Origin of the sequence: Vibrio sp. 11-4(1), from assembly GCF_013048625.1 — a bacterium.
GTDB classification, from domain to species: Bacteria; Pseudomonadota; Gammaproteobacteria; order Enterobacterales; family Vibrionaceae; genus Vibrio; species Vibrio diabolicus.
The window spans coordinates 127,136-143,161 of the sequence record NZ_VHSY01000004.1 but is presented as its reverse complement, the minus strand read 5'-3'; the positions used below and the strand labels follow the sequence as shown (position 1 = coordinate 143,161).

General features: G+C 41.0%; 15 protein-coding genes. 10 read left to right on the top strand and 5 right to left on the bottom strand.

Annotated elements, in window-relative coordinates; translation table 11 throughout:
• Positions 1–51 precede the first annotated feature (51 nt).
• On the bottom strand, positions 52–456 hold the full coding sequence (locus tag FKN16_RS09575; RefSeq protein ID WP_170902560.1) for a PPC domain-containing DNA-binding protein: 405 nt from the start codon (positions 454–456) through the stop codon (positions 52–54).
• A 1-nt stretch (position 457) separates the two neighbouring features.
• Positions 458–1,033 carry a TetR/AcrR family transcriptional regulator gene (locus FKN16_RS09570; RefSeq protein ID WP_170902690.1) on the bottom strand — a complete coding sequence of 192 codons (576 nt, stop codon included), beginning with the start codon at positions 1,031–1,033 and terminating at the stop codon, positions 458–460.
• 145 nt (positions 1,034–1,178) lie between these two features.
• Between FKN16_RS09570 and FKN16_RS09565 the strand changes: the two genes are divergently transcribed.
• The 4 genes from FKN16_RS09565 to FKN16_RS09550 all read left to right on the top strand — a co-directional run bounded on the left by FKN16_RS09565 (position 1,179) and on the right by FKN16_RS09550 (position 4,011).
• Complete coding sequence (locus FKN16_RS09565; RefSeq protein ID WP_047009249.1) at positions 1,179–1,793, top strand: glutathione S-transferase; 615 nt, start codon at positions 1,179–1,181, stop codon at positions 1,791–1,793.
• Positions 1,794–2,006: 213 nt separating this feature from the next.
• The gene (locus FKN16_RS09560) at positions 2,007–2,267 is read left to right on the top strand and encodes a hypothetical protein (protein WP_005395662.1); all 261 of its coding nucleotides are present in this window, start codon (positions 2,007–2,009) and stop codon (positions 2,265–2,267) included.
• A 29-nt stretch (positions 2,268–2,296) separates the two neighbouring features.
• Complete coding sequence (locus FKN16_RS09555) at positions 2,297–3,490, top strand: SpoIIE family protein phosphatase (RefSeq protein ID WP_047009248.1); 1,194 nt, start codon at positions 2,297–2,299, stop codon at positions 3,488–3,490.
• Between the two features lie 23 nt (positions 3,491–3,513).
• On the top strand, positions 3,514–4,011 hold the full coding sequence (locus FKN16_RS09550; protein ID WP_170902559.1) for an ATP-binding protein: 498 nt from the start codon (positions 3,514–3,516) through the stop codon (positions 4,009–4,011).
• A 32-nt stretch (positions 4,012–4,043) separates the two neighbouring features.
• Here FKN16_RS09550 and FKN16_RS09545 read toward each other — a convergent pair whose 3' ends face one another.
• From FKN16_RS09545 to FKN16_RS09535, 3 genes are all read right to left on the bottom strand, one after another.
• On the bottom strand, positions 4,044–4,235 hold the full coding sequence (locus FKN16_RS09545; RefSeq protein ID WP_012842175.1) for a hypothetical protein: 192 nt from the start codon (positions 4,233–4,235) through the stop codon (positions 4,044–4,046).
• A 34-nt stretch (positions 4,236–4,269) separates the two neighbouring features.
• Complete coding sequence (locus FKN16_RS09540; protein ID WP_170902558.1) at positions 4,270–4,605, bottom strand: Hpt domain-containing protein; 336 nt, start codon at positions 4,603–4,605, stop codon at positions 4,270–4,272.
• A 430-nt stretch (positions 4,606–5,035) separates the two neighbouring features.
• Positions 5,036–7,186 carry a serine/threonine-protein kinase gene (locus FKN16_RS09535; RefSeq protein ID WP_170902557.1) on the bottom strand — a complete coding sequence of 717 codons (2,151 nt, stop codon included), beginning with the start codon at positions 7,184–7,186 and terminating at the stop codon, positions 5,036–5,038.
• Between the two features lie 312 nt (positions 7,187–7,498).
• Here FKN16_RS09535 and tagH point away from each other — a divergent pair, with 312 nt between their 5' ends.
• Genes tagH through tagF form a run of 6 tightly spaced genes read left to right on the top strand, consistent with a single transcriptional unit; the run spans position 7,499 to position 16,022 of the window.
• Positions 7,499–8,692 (top strand): type VI secretion system-associated FHA domain protein TagH, encoded by a 1,194-nt coding sequence (gene tagH / locus FKN16_RS09530; protein ID WP_170902556.1) that lies wholly within the window; start codon positions 7,499–7,501, stop codon positions 8,690–8,692.
• A gap of 11 nt (positions 8,693–8,703) precedes the next feature.
• Positions 8,704–9,159, top strand: a complete 456-nt coding sequence (gene tssJ / locus FKN16_RS09525) for a type VI secretion system lipoprotein TssJ (RefSeq protein ID WP_005395676.1) — start codon at positions 8,704–8,706, stop codon at positions 9,157–9,159.
• A gap of 21 nt (positions 9,160–9,180) precedes the next feature.
• Positions 9,181–10,506, top strand: a complete 1,326-nt coding sequence (gene tssK, locus FKN16_RS09520) for a type VI secretion system baseplate subunit TssK (protein ID WP_104972680.1) — start codon at positions 9,181–9,183, stop codon at positions 10,504–10,506.
• Between the two features lie 11 nt (positions 10,507–10,517).
• Positions 10,518–11,810 carry a type VI secretion system protein TssL, long form gene (gene tssL / locus FKN16_RS09515; RefSeq protein WP_046875354.1) on the top strand — a complete coding sequence of 431 codons (1,293 nt, stop codon included), beginning with the start codon at positions 10,518–10,520 and terminating at the stop codon, positions 11,808–11,810.
• A 16-nt stretch (positions 11,811–11,826) separates the two neighbouring features.
• A complete protein-coding gene (tssM, locus tag FKN16_RS09510) occupies positions 11,827–15,345 on the top strand; it encodes a type VI secretion system membrane subunit TssM (RefSeq protein ID WP_170902555.1) in 3,519 nt (1,172 codons plus the stop codon).
• Complete coding sequence (gene tagF / locus FKN16_RS09505; RefSeq protein ID WP_170902554.1) at positions 15,327–16,022, top strand: type VI secretion system-associated protein TagF; 696 nt, start codon at positions 15,327–15,329, stop codon at positions 16,020–16,022. The genes tssM and tagF overlap by 19 nt, the downstream gene beginning before the upstream one ends.
• Positions 16,023–16,026 lie beyond the last annotated feature (4 nt).

Below are 16,026 nucleotides of genomic sequence, written 5' to 3'. Positions count from 1 at the left end.
ACAAGCGAATAAAGCTCCAGAGACAGCACAGTATGGCTCTGGAGCTTTTTGCTATTTGGACGGATTCACTTGGAGTTCGGTATAGCCAGTCGAGTCGTCCATCGCTCTGGTAAACTCAAGTTCTGGATAAGAATGGATGATCAATTCTGCGGTGGTGTCTATAACCGTGCCTTCCATTAAATGCCCGCCCCAGACTCGTCCATCACGATCAGACACCGAGATATGAACGTGCTGATGTTCAGGCGTCAGTGTTCCCATCACAGAGACGATTTCAAATGGCTCTTGTTTGGTTAACGTACACTCTGCACCTGCCAAACGAAGATTGAGGTGAGAGACACAGCCAACGCATGAGGCAATCGAGCCTGCTTTGATACCGTGCTTCTCGACCAATTTCGCTAGGCTCAGCTTTAAGTCCATGCCTTTGGTAAGACGAACTGCTATCACTTCAATCGACATATTACTTCCTAATTAAAACCAGCAAGCAGGAAAGCGCCGTATCCAAGTCTGCATAACGTTTGGCTTTGCCAAGTACGCGCATACCTTGCATGTTGTTGAGAACGAAACGAGCGAGCTCTTCTGGTTTCAGCGTTTTCGGCACTAAGGTTTCTTTTTGCGCATTGGTTAGTGAATCCGCAATGATGTCGATAAGATGGTCAAACAAAAAATGCCCTTTGCGCAGTACGTCATCGTCTTCACCTGCATGCTCAATCAACGCATTTTGAATAAAACACCCACAGTTGCGTTTGCGCTGCAGCTCAGCAAAAGATTTAAGGAACGATTCTAACTCTGGTAGAGACGCGTTGTCTTTTTCCAAATCATTCAATGACGGTAGCGAGACCTTTTTCAAGTAAGTATCGAGCGCTTCGTAGTAAAGCTGTTGCTTGTCACCATAGGTGTTGTAAAGACTGAAGCGGTTGATGTTCAACTCGTCGGTGAGATCAGAAATGGATGTATTAGCGAAACCTTTGCGCCAAAAAACGTCCATAGCGACTAATAGTTTTTCTTCTCGATCGAAGTTGGCTTTTCTTGCCATATGCGTACCTACCTGAGCGGTTTTTCTCAAACCACTCCTAAACTTATTGAACAACTTTTGGGAAATGAAGTTCTTGACTGATCGTTTATAAACTGGCTACAGTATATCCTAACCAATCGGTTAGAAAAAGAAGAAAGGATATAAAATGAAGCTCTACGAAACCGCGATAACTCCAAGTTGTAAGCGAGTTAGCATTTTTTTAAAGGAAATTGGTGGCGATGTTGAACGCATCGCTTTAAATGTGCGTGACGGCGAAAATCTAGCGGAAGATTTCAAGCAAAAAAGCGTCAATGGAAAAGTGCCATTGCTTGAGCTTGAAGATGGCACGACGATTTGTGAGAGCGTCGCAATTTGTCGTTATCTGGATGAAGCGTTTGAAAATAATTTAGCTCTGTTTGGGGCAAACCAACTTGAGCGCGCGCAAGTGGAAATGTGGCATCGCGTGGTGGAGTTTCAAGGTCTGTATGCTGCTTTTCAAGCATTTAGAAACATCACAGCTATCTATGAAGATAGAGAGCGTTGTGTTAAAGAGTGGGGCGAAGAGTCCAAGCAACGCGTGCAAGAGTTTTTACCGTTGTTAGATAAGCGACTTGGTGAAAGCGAGTTCATTGCCGCTGACCATTTTACTATCGTCGATATTACAGGCTTTATTTTGATTGGTTTTGCAATTAAAGGCCTAGAAATCGATGTGTTTACTACTGCACCAAACATTGCGCGTTGGTATGAGCAAGTTTCAGCTCGGCCTGCATTTCTAAGTTGATGTACCAGCAGCGAGTAGATCATTGCTCGCTGCTATTGCCTTTCGAATTCACAAGGATATTCAAATTCTTCAGCTTTTTTCTTATTTTGTCTCCTATCGCCTATAATTGGAAAAACAACCTCAATGGGCTTCAATGCGTTTTAGAGCCTAGCGCTCTTAGTCTGTAGACGTTCTTTTCATAGTGGGAAGTCTATTAATAGACAAGGAGAGGTCATGCGTATTCAAGTTAAAACTATCAATAATGTTCTTATTGCTCTTTTAATGGTTTCGGTCTTTGGTCTCGTCGCGCTGTACCTCAATAACACACAGCAGAATGAACAGATTGAAAAACTGCAAAGTCAGTTAATAGAGAAAGAACATCAGATATTAATCTCCAATGAGGCGCTGTCTTACACTCGATATCAACACCAGTTATTAGCTGAAGATTATAGTCGTTTTAGAAATGAGCAATCAGTGACTAGTGTTCTACGTTAGCGTGCCCGACTACCGTCTTAAGGAGGCGAATGAAATCCATTCTTTTGGTCGATGACAGTAAAACAGTACTACTTTATATCAGCAGTGCATTAGAAAAGCAGGGATATGAAGTTATTGCTGTTGAAGACGGACAATCCGCACTTGAAGTGCTGACTTATCGCAAAGATATTCAGTTTGTACTTAGTGACTTAATGATGCCTGGCATTAATGGTATTGAGCTGTGTCGGCAATTAAAATCGCAAGTTAGTGAACGTTACATTTTCTTTGTTTTATTGTCCTCTAGAAATGACCAAAGCTCAATCGTGAAAGGCATCGATGCTGGCGCAGATGACTTTGTGGATAAGAAAACGTCTGTAGAGGAGCTTCAGGCCAGAATCCGTGCGGGGTTTCGTACTTTAGAACTGCACAACAAACTCGTTGAGAGAAATAAAGAGTTAGATGCAGCCTATCGAATGATCCATCAAGATTTACAGTCTGCTAGTCACCTGATGGAGCAACTACTCCCAGCGGAGTCGTCTATCCAGAACATGCAATTTAGTTACGCCTACAAACCGTGCTCCCAGATTGGTGGTGACATGTTGGGGTATTTTGAGCTTGATGAACAACATGTCGCATTTTATGTTTTCGATGTTTCAGGTCATGGTGTTTCATCTGCTTTGATGGCTTTTTCTATCCAACAGACGTTATCTCAAAATCTGGGACCTGATTCGATAACCATGGAGCTAAGAGATGGCGACTACTGTATCAGTGAACCAGCAGCCGTTATTGATCGGCTAAACCGACGGTATCAGCAAACTAGAAACAGTCAGCTTTATTTCACTATGGTTTATGCCATTCTTAATACAGAATCAGGACAACTTCGCTATTGTACTGCTGGTCATCCTAAATTCCTTGTTTGGCGAGCGAGCACCGAAACTACAGAGCTGGCGGGTGAAGACAACTTCATGATTGGCGCTTTGCAGCCGATGGAGTACGTTGGTAATCAAATTATTCTGAGTGAGGGGGATGTAGTATGGCTTTATTCGGATGGTTTGATAGAAGCGAGGCGAGGCGAGGCGATGTTTTCAGTACAAAGGTTGGCATCAAGTATAAAAGCTGTTTGTACTTCGCAATTAGAAGCAGAAGTGCAGGCTAGATGTGTCTTTGAACAAGTACAATCTTGGCAGAACAAAGATGAGTTTGATGATGATGCGAGTCTTTTACAAGTAAGGTGGCGAGGCTGATAGCCTAGGGATAAAGGAAAAGAATGTTCCAGAGCGAGTTTAAAAGAACTTACGGTGGATCCCTTGCTCGCTCTCGAAGTGCGAGCAAAGAGGTTGCTAAGTTTTTAATGGATAATCAGGTATCGTTAAGTACGGCTCAGTCGTTGGAGCTTTGTGTTGTTGAGCTTATGAACAATGCTTACATCCATTCTTACAGTGAAATTGAAGGCAAGCCGATAGACGTGGAGTGTAGGATTAGATGTGACCAAATGTCAGATTTCATTGAACTTAGGGTTTCTGACTACGGAGCGTCAATCAATGAAATGACATTCAACCAACATAAAAATAAACAGATTGAGGCTCCTAACTTAATGGATGATGATAGTTGGTCTGCTTCAGGTCGTGGACTGATGTTAGTCGCTCAATTATCTGACCAGTTCAAGTTAGAAAAAGAGATTGGAAAAAACACGTTTGTTTTAGTGAAGAAGAACGGAGAAAAACTAACAACCAAGCAAGATCTATTCACCCCACCTGGTCCCTAGCGTTAATCTGACGGTTACGTTGTATATTATTGTTATTTTGTATTTGTGGTTGGTGCAGGCGACAATAATGCTTCCAACTCTTCTGGTGTCAGTATATCACTGATGTTTAGCATATTGCTCTCATCATCTAACGCCATCTTTGTACGACTAAGCAAGTACCTCTTTTGAGTTGGCGTTAAGTCTTTGAGAGACTCAATCAGCTCCTTGAAATTGCTATTGTTCATTGCCATATTTCCCCCAGTTAAGCCTTAATTTGTTTTATTGCATATTCTTCAAGTAAGCAAAGATTTGTTGATTAATGGCAGCTAGCTCTTTAGTAACTATAGCTATATCTGAGCTATCTGGCTCGTTATCGTTTCTTGTTTCTGCTTCTATTTTTGTGAAAACAATGACAGCGGTTTCTTCACCAAAGCTTTCTAGAATGCCCTTTAGACTGTGAGCCAATAAGTAGAGTTCCGGCCAACATTTGTTTGCGTACAACTCATTGATACGCTGTATGTCATTGGCGTGGTCTTCTAAGTATGTGGAAAAAACGGTGACGATAAGATCTACGTCGTTATCCATGTATTTATTGAGAACATCAAAATTAATCATGTTTACCTCTGACTAACCGCGAGGTAGAAAAATGTATCGGATAGGAACGTTGAAGTGGGGGAGAGTTGAGCGCTGAACAGTGTGCTTATCACTTGAGCTAGACTCATAAAAACAAAGTTATTGTTCGGTACACTTTGACTTATATACAAGTGTCTATGATCTAATCTTTTGTGCAAAGCATTTTGCACTCGTGTCGTGGCAACACAAGTTACGTGATAGTGGGTTCCAAATAAAATGCTGGGTTGGGAACAATCTTGTCTACCTAGTTTAAAGCAATCATCAAACAAGTAAGCCAAGCGCTCGCCAACTTTGACTATTCCTTCAGTCAAGGTTAACTCTCCTAATCGAGTACAAATACAAGCTAGCAACCTAGTTGCATAATGGCAAGTAGCTTGACGCAAAAAAGGGGCCTTGAGCCCCTTTTGTACAATTAACTTTGCTTGGAGTCCTGTTCTACCTGCTTCATTAACTCGTTCGCTTTCTTCATTGCGCGCCTTGCGCTTGTGGTCCTTCTCTTATTGAGCAGTATGTCGGAGAAGCGCAGGTATTTATCTGCAGTTTTGAATCTCAAATCGTTAATATCTTGAAAACCGATAGGAAAGTTCTTCGAAAACTGATCAACATCTTTCACTAAGTTATCGAGGTGAGTTGTTGTTCTTGCCTTTTCTAGGCGGTAATAGAAGTTTTCAAATTCCTCTTGGAACAAAATTCGAGCAGCCTCGTCCGGAAATGGTAGAGGATCGTTAGAGTCTAGCGCGGTCTCATACAGTTTCATTTCGAGAACTGCATCTTTCATCGCGTTGCTTATTTTTAAGTTGTTTTGATGCTCTTCAACGTTTGAGAAGAAAGTATTCCCAACCTTAATTAGCGCAACAAGTGCTGCAGCATCTTTATTTTTGAGTGCTTCAGTTAGGTGTTTACCAAAAACATCGCTAGATAATGAGCTTGGTGTAAATGGGTAATCCTGATGAATTTGATTTAACTCATCTTTCAGTTCATAGATGGACTTACTGTCCTCTTCTTTACTGTATCGAGACTTTTCCAGTTGGCTATTGATTTGTCTGGCTATCGAAAGCAATGTGGAGTGCTTGCTTGATTGAATATCTAACGCCAGAACTTCAATTTTATGTGAGTCAGGGTAGTAGGCCTTTGCTTTGTTTAGTACAGACTCGATTTCATCATAATTTGGATAGTTGTTAGCATCAGAATTCAGAACCTGATCAATTTCAGATTCAAACTCACTTAGAAGGTAGCTCTTGTGCTGACGTAGTAAGCCAGCTTTAATCACCGGGTGTAAGTTTTTCTCACTATTAATCAGTGACAAGCTTTTTTCTGGCGGTGTATCGAGCAACCATTCCTGCCCATTAATCTGATCATTTTGCTTGTTAATAGCTATTTCTAAATCAGAGATGGTTTCTTGTTGTTGTTGATAGCCAAATACGATTCCGGTAACCAATAGTACGCTTGCAGCTACACCACTAACGATAGGCCAATATCGCATGTTCAACTTTTGTTTTAACTGCTCTGGGGTAAGGTCTTTGGGGATGATGCCAGTTGAAAACACGCGTGCAAAGATAGGCCACTTAGATGCTGGCATATTAGCAGGTTTCGAGACCTTCATTTTCTTTTTGAGAGCTTCATTAACAGGAGTTCTTGAATAAGGATGCTTGCAACTCAATAACTCGTAAGCAATACAAAATAGCGCAAACATATCGTCGCTTAAGTTTGGTTCTTTACCCGACAACAAGTTGAGCGATGCGTAGTTTGGAGTATAGCCAAGAGTCTCCACATTTTCGGATTTACGTTTAGCTGCGTATTGATCTTGCTTTAATTGATGAGTTTTAGATACACCAAAGTCGAGTAATTTAACATTACCTTCAGACGTTAAAATGACGTTAGCGGGCTTTAAATCGGCATGCACGACACCAAGTGAATGGGCGTAAGACAGCGCGTCAAGTACCTGATTTAGAATCGATAAAGTTGCATTAAACTTCAGCCCATGCGGCCTAGATCGTTGTATTAAATTCTCTAATGTTTCCCCGTTAATATATTCCATCACTAAGAAATATATTTCGCCATCAACACCAAAATCAAAAACCCTAATAATATTAGGGTGGCTTAATCTTTGTGTTTGTTGAGCTTCACGTATCAACATGCGTGCAGTCTCTGGTTGAGATGCAAACTCTTTTTGTAAAATCTTTAATGCTACGTAAGGGGCTTCTGAACCTGAAGATTCTAATATCTTATCTTTTGCCAAATAAACATCACAAAGTCCGCCATGGCCAAGAACCGACTCGATTTCATATCGATTTTTGACAGTTGTGCCTATTAAATTCTCATTAATAACATATTTGTCATTATTTGATGTGTTATTTTTATTGTTTATTTTCTTATTAACTAACGGAGTGTTTTCTTTTTGAGACAGTTTTGTATTTGTTTCATTTTTATTTTGAACGGAGCCTTCATTGCTAGCAACTTTATTTGATTGAATTGCATTGTCTCGTTTTTGAGTCTTTACAATTTTAGTTTTGTCTCCGCTATCTTTATTATTTATAGAATTGTTTTTATTGCTGTCTTCCATCACAAGAACTCCGTATAAATGATGGGGGAATATATACCTTTCTGCTCAATGAAAAGTCATTATGTTAGAATTTCGCGGCCAAACTAACATTCGTTTTTTTATTGATGAAAGTCTAAGTGTCAAAAATTTGAACTTGGTTGGATAATTAAAATTGTTGAACAATAGGTGATTGCTTTGATAAAAAAATGATTCATTATTCCGTGCATGATTTTCAATGGCAGGTTTAAGGTTTTTATTAATCTTACTGTTAATAAGAAAGTGACTAATAATAAAATTAAAAATAATATTTAGCAGGTCTTTGGCGAGGTTTACATGAAGTTGGTTTTAACCATAACAAGTTTTCACAAATTTACTCCAGAGATTGAGAGTGAGTTTGTGTTTGAATCAAGTGATGAGCATGCCAAAGTTACGTTTGGTCGGTCTGAGCAATGTGATTGGACACTGCCAGACCCTGAAAGAGTAGTATCCGGAACTCACGGAGAGCTCATCAAGTTTGGTGATAAATACTTGATAAAAGACTTATCAACTAATGGCACGTTTGTTAATAACGCTGTGACACCTGTGGGCCAAGGACATGAGATTGCACTAAGTGACGACGATACGGTTAGTTTAGGGGATTACCAAATTTCAGTAAGTATTCAAACTAGCACTGAGGCATTCAATAATCAGGAAAGTAACTTTCGTTCCAGTTCAGAACCTGAAGCATTCTCGAGTTCATCTGAAGCAGAGTTTGTAGACCTCGGCCTTAGTGCCAGTGAGCTTTTGAATGAGAGTGTTCCTTCGGACTTTCAACTAGATATTGGCTTAGTCGATGATTTTATTGATATCCCCAAACCAGAAAAACAGAGTTTAGATCCTACACCTGTACCGGAAACCCCACGACAGCTAGAACGTCAATCAACTCCCAAATTTGATAGTAAAGGGAGCGAGCTTGCGGCGTTCATTAAAGGAGCGGGTATTGATCCAACGATGATTCCCAGCGATAACAGAGAGCAATGGTTTGAACAACTGGGGGAATCATTTTCTTTGATGTTAGTTGGTTTAATGGAAACGCTGCACAATCGAGCGGTATTTAAACAAACAAATCGACTTAGTCATACTGCGTTTCGGAAGTCAGAAAATAATCCTCTGAAGTTCTCTGCGAATTTAGAAGATGCAATTCATAACTTATATAACCGTCAAACTGCAAGTTTCCTAAAACCAAGTGCAGCCATTAAAGAAGCGTTTAGTGATATAGAAAATCATGAACAAGCGTTAATGAAAGGTGTTGAGGGTACGGTTTCAAGTGTTATGTCGCTTGTTGAGCCTACGTCGATATACTCAGAAGCTTTAGCTAAAGACACGGTTATTAATAAGGTTATTCCAGCAAGAAAATATGCTCAAAGTTGGAAGCGGTTTGAGGATATTCATGAAAAGCTATCCGATGACATTATCAATAAAGAATCTCCATTTTATTTAGAAGATTTCGCTAAACACTATGAGTTAGCATTAAAAAATAAAAGCTAGGAAATAGGGTGATGAAAAGAGTTTATCAGTACATTTTGTTATTAATTTCAATGGTTTTATTTGGATGCTCAGCAGCCAATTTAGTTGTTGACCCATATTCAGATTTAGAAATAACAGCAAATCACAATATTAACCCTGACTCCAATGGTAGGCCATCCCCTGTAGTCGTGTATGTTTTTGAATTAACATCAAATACCCTTTTTGAAAGTCAGGATTTTTTTTCAATTTATGAAGAAAGTGAAAAAGTCTTAGGCCCTGATTTAGTGAATAAATATGAAATATCATTAACTCCAGGTCAGAAAGAAACATATCAGGCAAGTATGTCTCCAAAGACTGAATACTTAGGCATTGTCGCAGCGTTTCGAGATATTGAAAATTCAAATTGGCGACAAGTCATTGAAGTGGATAAGACCGGTTACAACACCTATCAAATTCTGTTAGAAGATCTGTCTTTGGTCGTAAAATAACGTTTAGTTGGCTAATTATAAATGACGCAATACTCCAAGACGGCTTGGTGCGAAGGGATGTTTTTACGTCCCCAGCACTTTCAACAACATGAACGCGCAACCTCTCAAGAATTCAAAGGCTTACATCAGTTTGGTGGGGCTTATAATTGGGGGGTTTGGAAATGTCGAGTAAAAGAACATGCATTAAAAGATGGTCTGATTGAATTAGATCACTTTGAGGCAGTTTTGCCAGATATGACTCTGGTTAATACCTTAACAGCCAGCGATTCGGTTGTGCCTTTATTTATTGATAAAGACGTAGAAAATACGTTAGTAAAAATCACTCTTCCCCTTTCAAATATCAAAGGTAAAAATGTTTCTGATGTAAGTGAGGCGATCGTTTCTCGTTATGTACTTAAAGACGTTGACGTTATAGATAATCTCACTGGGCAGGATGAAGAAACGATTCAAGTCGCAGCCCTAAACCTGGAACTGAAAGCCAGCAATGACAAATTAGCGGGTTATGTTGAGTTACCGATTTTGAAAATAAAAGAGGTAACGGCAGAAGGCGAAGTAATACTAGACGATTCGTATGTTCCACCGCTTATCAATTTACTTAGCGACAAAGTTATGTCGGCTTACTTGCGTAACGTTATTGCGATGACAAAGATGCGTGCCGACGTTATTGCGCAGCGATTGATTAAGGGCAAAGCCGCATCTGCATCTGCTGTTGATTTCATCATGCTACAAATGTTGAACAGGTATGAGGCGATGTTAAAGCACTTTAGTGACCTAGACAGGCTACATCCATTGGAATTAGCTACGACCCTGAAAGGTTATATTGGTGAATTAGCTACGTTTTCTGACAAAACCAAGAGGATGCCAAGCTTACTTACATACGATCACTTAGATGTATCAAGTGTTTATAGCGAATTGAATCAAGTTCTGAGTCAATATCTGAGCGTTGTCCTTGATCAAACAGCAAGCAAACTTCCTTTGGAGCCACGACAATATGGAATTCAAGTGACGCCACTTCCAGATAAGCGTTTACTTGAATCATGCCAGTTTGTGCTTGCGGTCAAAGCTGATACGACAACAGATGAAATCAGACGTTTAGTCCCGGCGCAGCTCAAGTTTGGACCAGCGGAGCAGATTCGTGATCTGATCAACAATCAGATTAATGGCATAAACGTAGCGCCATTGAGTGTAGTACCGAGGCAGATCCCTTACCAAACGGGTTATGTCTACTTCGAAGTAGTCAAGAAAGGCCCGTTTTGGATGAGGCTGAAAGACAGTGGTGGTATTGCGCTGCATTTATCGGGGCATTTTCCGAATGCTGACCTTGAGCTGTGGAGTATTAGTCAATAGGTGTGCTCAGTATGGAACAAACGATCGTAAAACCAACACCGGGTGGAAGAGCGCCCGCACCGAAACCACAATCAGAAAAGTCAGCAGATAATACGGTAGTTATCTCAAAAAGTCCTGAATTGGTGAATAACGATTCAGTGGTTGCTTATGGGAACAACCCTTTATTGGCAGAAGCGAATGGTCTTTTATCCATTATTGGTCAAATTCGAGCGACAGCGACTCATTCTGACCCGTTGTTTCTAAAAGAGACGTTGGCACAAAAACTTAGAGATTATGAGAACCGACTACGCCACCACGACGTTGATTTGGACACTATTGATACGGCTCGTTACTGTTTGTGTTGCTCGTTAGATGAAGCGGTGCTCAATACTAATTGGGGGGGGCATTCATTTTGGAGCCATGACTCATTGCTTAGTTCTTTCTATGCCAGCAGCCAGGGTGGGGAAGCGTTCTTTAAGTACCTTGATAAGTGCATGGCGCAACCAGATACAAATTTAGATTTGCTTGAATTGATGTACGTGTGCCTATCGCTTGGGTTTCTCGGCCAATATCGTTTGGAAAAAAACGGACTGGAGTCTCACCGAAAACTGAGAAGGCAGATTATCGCTATTCTTAAGTCTTACGGAAGAGGGATACCTCAAGAGCTAAGCAATAGTATCGAACAACACATTTTGAATGGCTCTAAGGCTTCCGACAGAGCTCCTCTCTGGGTTGTGTGCTCCGTAACGGCTGCATTATTGGTTTGTATATTTATGTATTTTAGCTATGAGCTAAACAAGGCTTCCAACCGCACCTTTTCTCAATTAGTCAATTTGGTTCAACCGCAACAGCTTAATCAAGATACAACGTCAGAATCAAAATCAGCGCCAATTGCAGAAAGGATCTCTATGTATCTGGCAACTGAGATCGGGAAGGGGCTAATTAACGTCGAGCCGTTGCAAGACAGGGTAAGAATTTCGTTAAAGTCGCAAGATCTATTTGAATCAGGTAGTGCTGATGTTGTTGCGTATATCCAACCCGTAATTTCTAAACTCGCTAGAACGTTGGAGTCGACCCAAGGCAAGATCATTGTGACAGGTCATACCGATGATAGGCCAATTTTCACGAGTAAATATCCTTCGAACTGGCATCTATCATTAGCTCGAGCTACTGCTATGTCTGAACAACTTATCTCGAATAGCGCACTAGAAGGTCGAGTCATACCAGAAGGGCTGGGTGATGCAAGACCATTGGTTGAAAACAATAGTGACGAAAACCGAGCTATTAACCGTCGAATTGAAATCGACCTCCTTGTCGCGAATTAATAACAGGTAGATAGAGATGCGTATTAAAGAAATTGGCAGAATATTTACTCAAAGGTGGTTTCTCGGTCTTATCGGTGTCGCTGCTTGTTCAATTTTTATTTGGGTTGTTGGTCCACTTATCACGATAGCGGGATATGAGCCACTAAAGAGCGACTTCCAACGACTCGTCACGATTTTGGTGCTGGTGTTTGTCTGGGCTTTATTCAACGTGACTAAGCAGCACAAGCAAAAAGTTAAAGAAGACGAAAGTATTCAAACGTTACTTGAGGTTGATAGTCAATCAGATAAAGAAGCGGCGAGTGAAATTGACTTAATGCGCGAGCGTATTGAGCAAGCTGTCAAAGTAGTAACGAAAACACATAAAGGAAAGCGAAGCTTATATGACTTGCCTTGGTATGTGTTGATCGGCCCTCCAGGGACAGGGAAAACAACAGTGTTAAAGCAGTCAGGGCTAGAGTTTCCGTTAGCGGATAGCCTTGGTTCTGACTCTATTGCTGGTGTCGGTGGAACTCGTCATTGTGATTGGTGGTTTGCAAATAAAGCCGTTCTGATTGATACGGCCGGTCGATACACGACACAAGACAGTCAAGAAAAAGTCGACTCTAAAGCATGGCACGGCTTCTTAGGGTTGTTGAAAAAATATAGAACGCAAAGGCCAATTAATGGTGCAATTGTCACGATCAGTTTAGCCAGTGTGATGTCGCAGACAAGAACCGAGCGAAGCCTTCATGCTCGAGCTATCAAGTCGCGCCTTCAAGAACTGAAGAATCAGTTAGGGATGCAATTTCCTATTTACGTACTACTGACCAAAATGGATTTAGTTGCGGGTTTCAATGAGTTCTTCTCTGATCTAAGTAAGGAAGAGCGTGAGGAATTGTTCGGTTTCATGTTTCCGCGTGAAGTGGCTGATGAAAGAGGGGTTATTTCTTTATTCAATAAAGAATTTCATGGCATGTTGGAGCGCCTTGATGCGCGAATGCTGAGAATCCTTGAAACTGAAGATGATTTAGAGAAGCGAGCACTTATTTTTGAGTTTCCTAAACAGCTAAGGGTATTGCAAGCTAACCTTGATGAATTTTTAGCGGAAATATTTGCACAAAATAGTTTTGAAGAGCCAGCCTTGATTCGTGGTGTGTTTATGTTGAGCTCGGTCCAAGAAGGCTTACCAGTCGATAAGTTAATGAATGAATCGACCAATGGACTTGGACTAAATCGCCTCGCTCTAGCAAAGAGCCCAACAGGGTCTCATAGTTATTTCGTGAAGAACTTGTTTGATAAGGTTATTTTCAAGGAACAACTGTTAGGAACGGTTAATCGTCACTATCAAAAGCAGTCAGGATGGATGCGCCGAGGTGTTTACATTGGCTGTGCTTCTCTACTGCTAGGTGCGTCTGCACTTTGGCTTATGAGCTACAAGTGGAATTCTCAGTTGATTGTCGATACCAATGAGCAAGCCGGCCATATTGAAGCAATGATTGGTGCTGAGAGCCTAGATTTTGAGGCGGATATTATCTCAGCCGTAGAGACATTAGACCGATTGATGACGCTTCCTCTAGGAAAGCAAAGCAACTACGGCGATGCTGATTCCGTAAAAAGGTTTGGTCTCTATCAAGGAGATAAAGTCTCACAGGCGGCAAACAATGCATATTCTGATGCGTTGACCCAATATTACGCTCCCTTGCTTCTTGATAGCTTGGTGACGGAAATGGAAAGTAATCAACAGCATCGAGAGTATTTGTATGAAACGTTGAAAACTTATTTGATGTTGTTTAATCCAGACAAATACCAACAAGATGAAGTGTTGGCTTGGTTTAACTTCTATTTTGAACGTCAATATCCGGGTGAACTAAATATAGACTTAAGAAAAGGTCTGTTACAGCACACTCAAAATTTATTAGAGAATAATGGACAAGGCTTTTCTTATAATACTGCTGCCGTGACTAATGCTCGCGAGGTTTTGACACAAATGTCTCTACCAGAACGTGCTTATCAGCGAATGAAGATACAATTTTCGAAGAGTCATGTTCCTTCATTTCGTTTGACTGATGTCTTGGGGCCTAAAGGGCTTGAGCAGTTTGAACGAGCGAGTGGAAAGCCGTTATCACAAGGCATTTCGGGCTTTTATACGTACAATGGCTTTCATAGCATTTTTCAGATTCAGATCAACCGTACAGTAAAAAGCCTAATGGAAGAGAACTGGGTTTATGGTGACGATCTTAAGGCTCGTGAAATTGATCAAGATAGCGCTATTCAAGGAGTCCAATCTCGATACTATCAAGATTATGTGAATGAATGGAAAACTCTGATCGAAGATATTCAACTTAAGCAGGCTCCGAGCCTAGAGCTTGCAACAGAACAAGCTAGAGTTCTATCTGGAGTTGAAAGGCCAATCGAATCGTTGTTGAGGGCAATCCAAAAAGAAGTTGGTTTGTCGAAAGTATCATTGTCAGAAAATCAGAAGGCCACTTCTGAAGTCGCAGGTAAGGTTGCCAAAGTTAAATTTTCGAATACGGCAGATAGACTAGACATGTACTTGCCTGAAGAAAATGGTTTCAATGTTGCACTGCCAGGTAAAGAAGTCGAATCTCATTTTTCTGAGATCTTACGTCTCGGCGAACAAGACTTTGATGATATTCAACAAGCTATGGTTAACTTGCGCTCGTATTTAAGCGATTTATCAAGCTCAGGTAATAATCAGAAAATTGCTTACAAAAGTATTTTAGATGGGACCGTTACACAAGATGTGGCTGCTTCCTTTGCTCGCGCTAAAGAACTTTTGCCTAGGCCATTTAATCAATGGCTAGGTGAACTTTCTCAAGAGTCAGTTAAGTTTGCGGAGAGCGGGTCGAAAGATCATCTAAATCAGCTTTGGGTTACGCAAGTGGTGCGCCCTTATCAGCGGACGATTGCGGGTAGATACCCATTCGAGCCAAATGCGAGCAGAGAAGTAAGGCTGAAGGACTTCAAACGTTTCTTTGGTTATGGAGGTACGCTTGACTCATTCTTCCAAGAGTATCTTGAACCGTTTGTCGATACGTCGAAAAGTCGTTGGCGATTAGAAAAGGAAATTGGAGTTCGTCCAGAAACGCTGATGGTCTTTCAAAGAGCGAAGCGTATCAGGCAGTCTTTCTTTGAATCTGATAATTCATTGCGCGTAGAGTTCGGTATGAAACCAGTGTATCTGGATCAGCACATTACTCGGTTTGTTCTAGAGCTAGGTAAGCAAGATTTGGTTTATAAGCATGGACCAGCACGAGCTAAATCCTTGAGCTGGCCTGCGGGTCAAGACCAGACTCGAATAGTGTTCACACCACCAGAATCTAAACGCGAAATTGCTCATACCTATGAAGGTGAGTGGGGCATATTCAAGCTTTTGGATCAATCACTTAAAGCAAGACCAGAATCACGTAAAGACAACATAGTTATGATTGATTTAAAGGGAAATAAGGTGCAACTAGAGCTTATTCCGTCTAGTGCCATTAATCCGTTTTGGTCAAATGAAATGGAGAGGTTCAGATGTCCACGAACCTTGTAACATCAGCCTGGGGTTATATCGGTAAAATGCCTGCAAAAGGAGACTTTGTGAAAGATGGCTTATCACAAGATTTTTCAGAGCGCTGGCATGACTGGCAGCAGGCTGTTATTGCAGTCAGCAGAGAACAATTGGGTGAAAGTTGGAATGAACACTTTTTAACCGCGCCTGTGTGGCACTTTGCTCTGGATGTTAATTACTTAGAAGACTCGACATACATTGGTAGCATGATTCCTAGTGTAGATGCATGCGGTAGATACTTTTTCTTTACTATAGCTCGTGCCGTAAAAGGTGAAGCTGCGCAATATTGGGGGGACAAAGCTTGGACCGAGGACAGTGCATCTCTTGCCCTAGCAGTACTTGAGGACGACTTTGTATTTGATGTTTGGCATAAGAGCATGCAAGAAAAAAACGATTTAGTGGCGAATGTAAAAAGTGAAGTGCGGCCTCTTAAGTTTCGTTATCAAAGCCAAATATCTACGATTTTTCATGACCAAGGTGGAGTAGATCAAAGCGCACTTTTGAATTACCTCATTAAAGAAAAATTGAGTAAGCCATGCTTTTGGTGGACTGAAGGCTCGACTCTAGTTGAACCATGTATGTTTATGACCAGCGGTTTCCCTTCTATTGGTCAATTTTCTGCCATGCTTGATGGCGGTTGGAAAAAGTGGAATTGGTAGGATA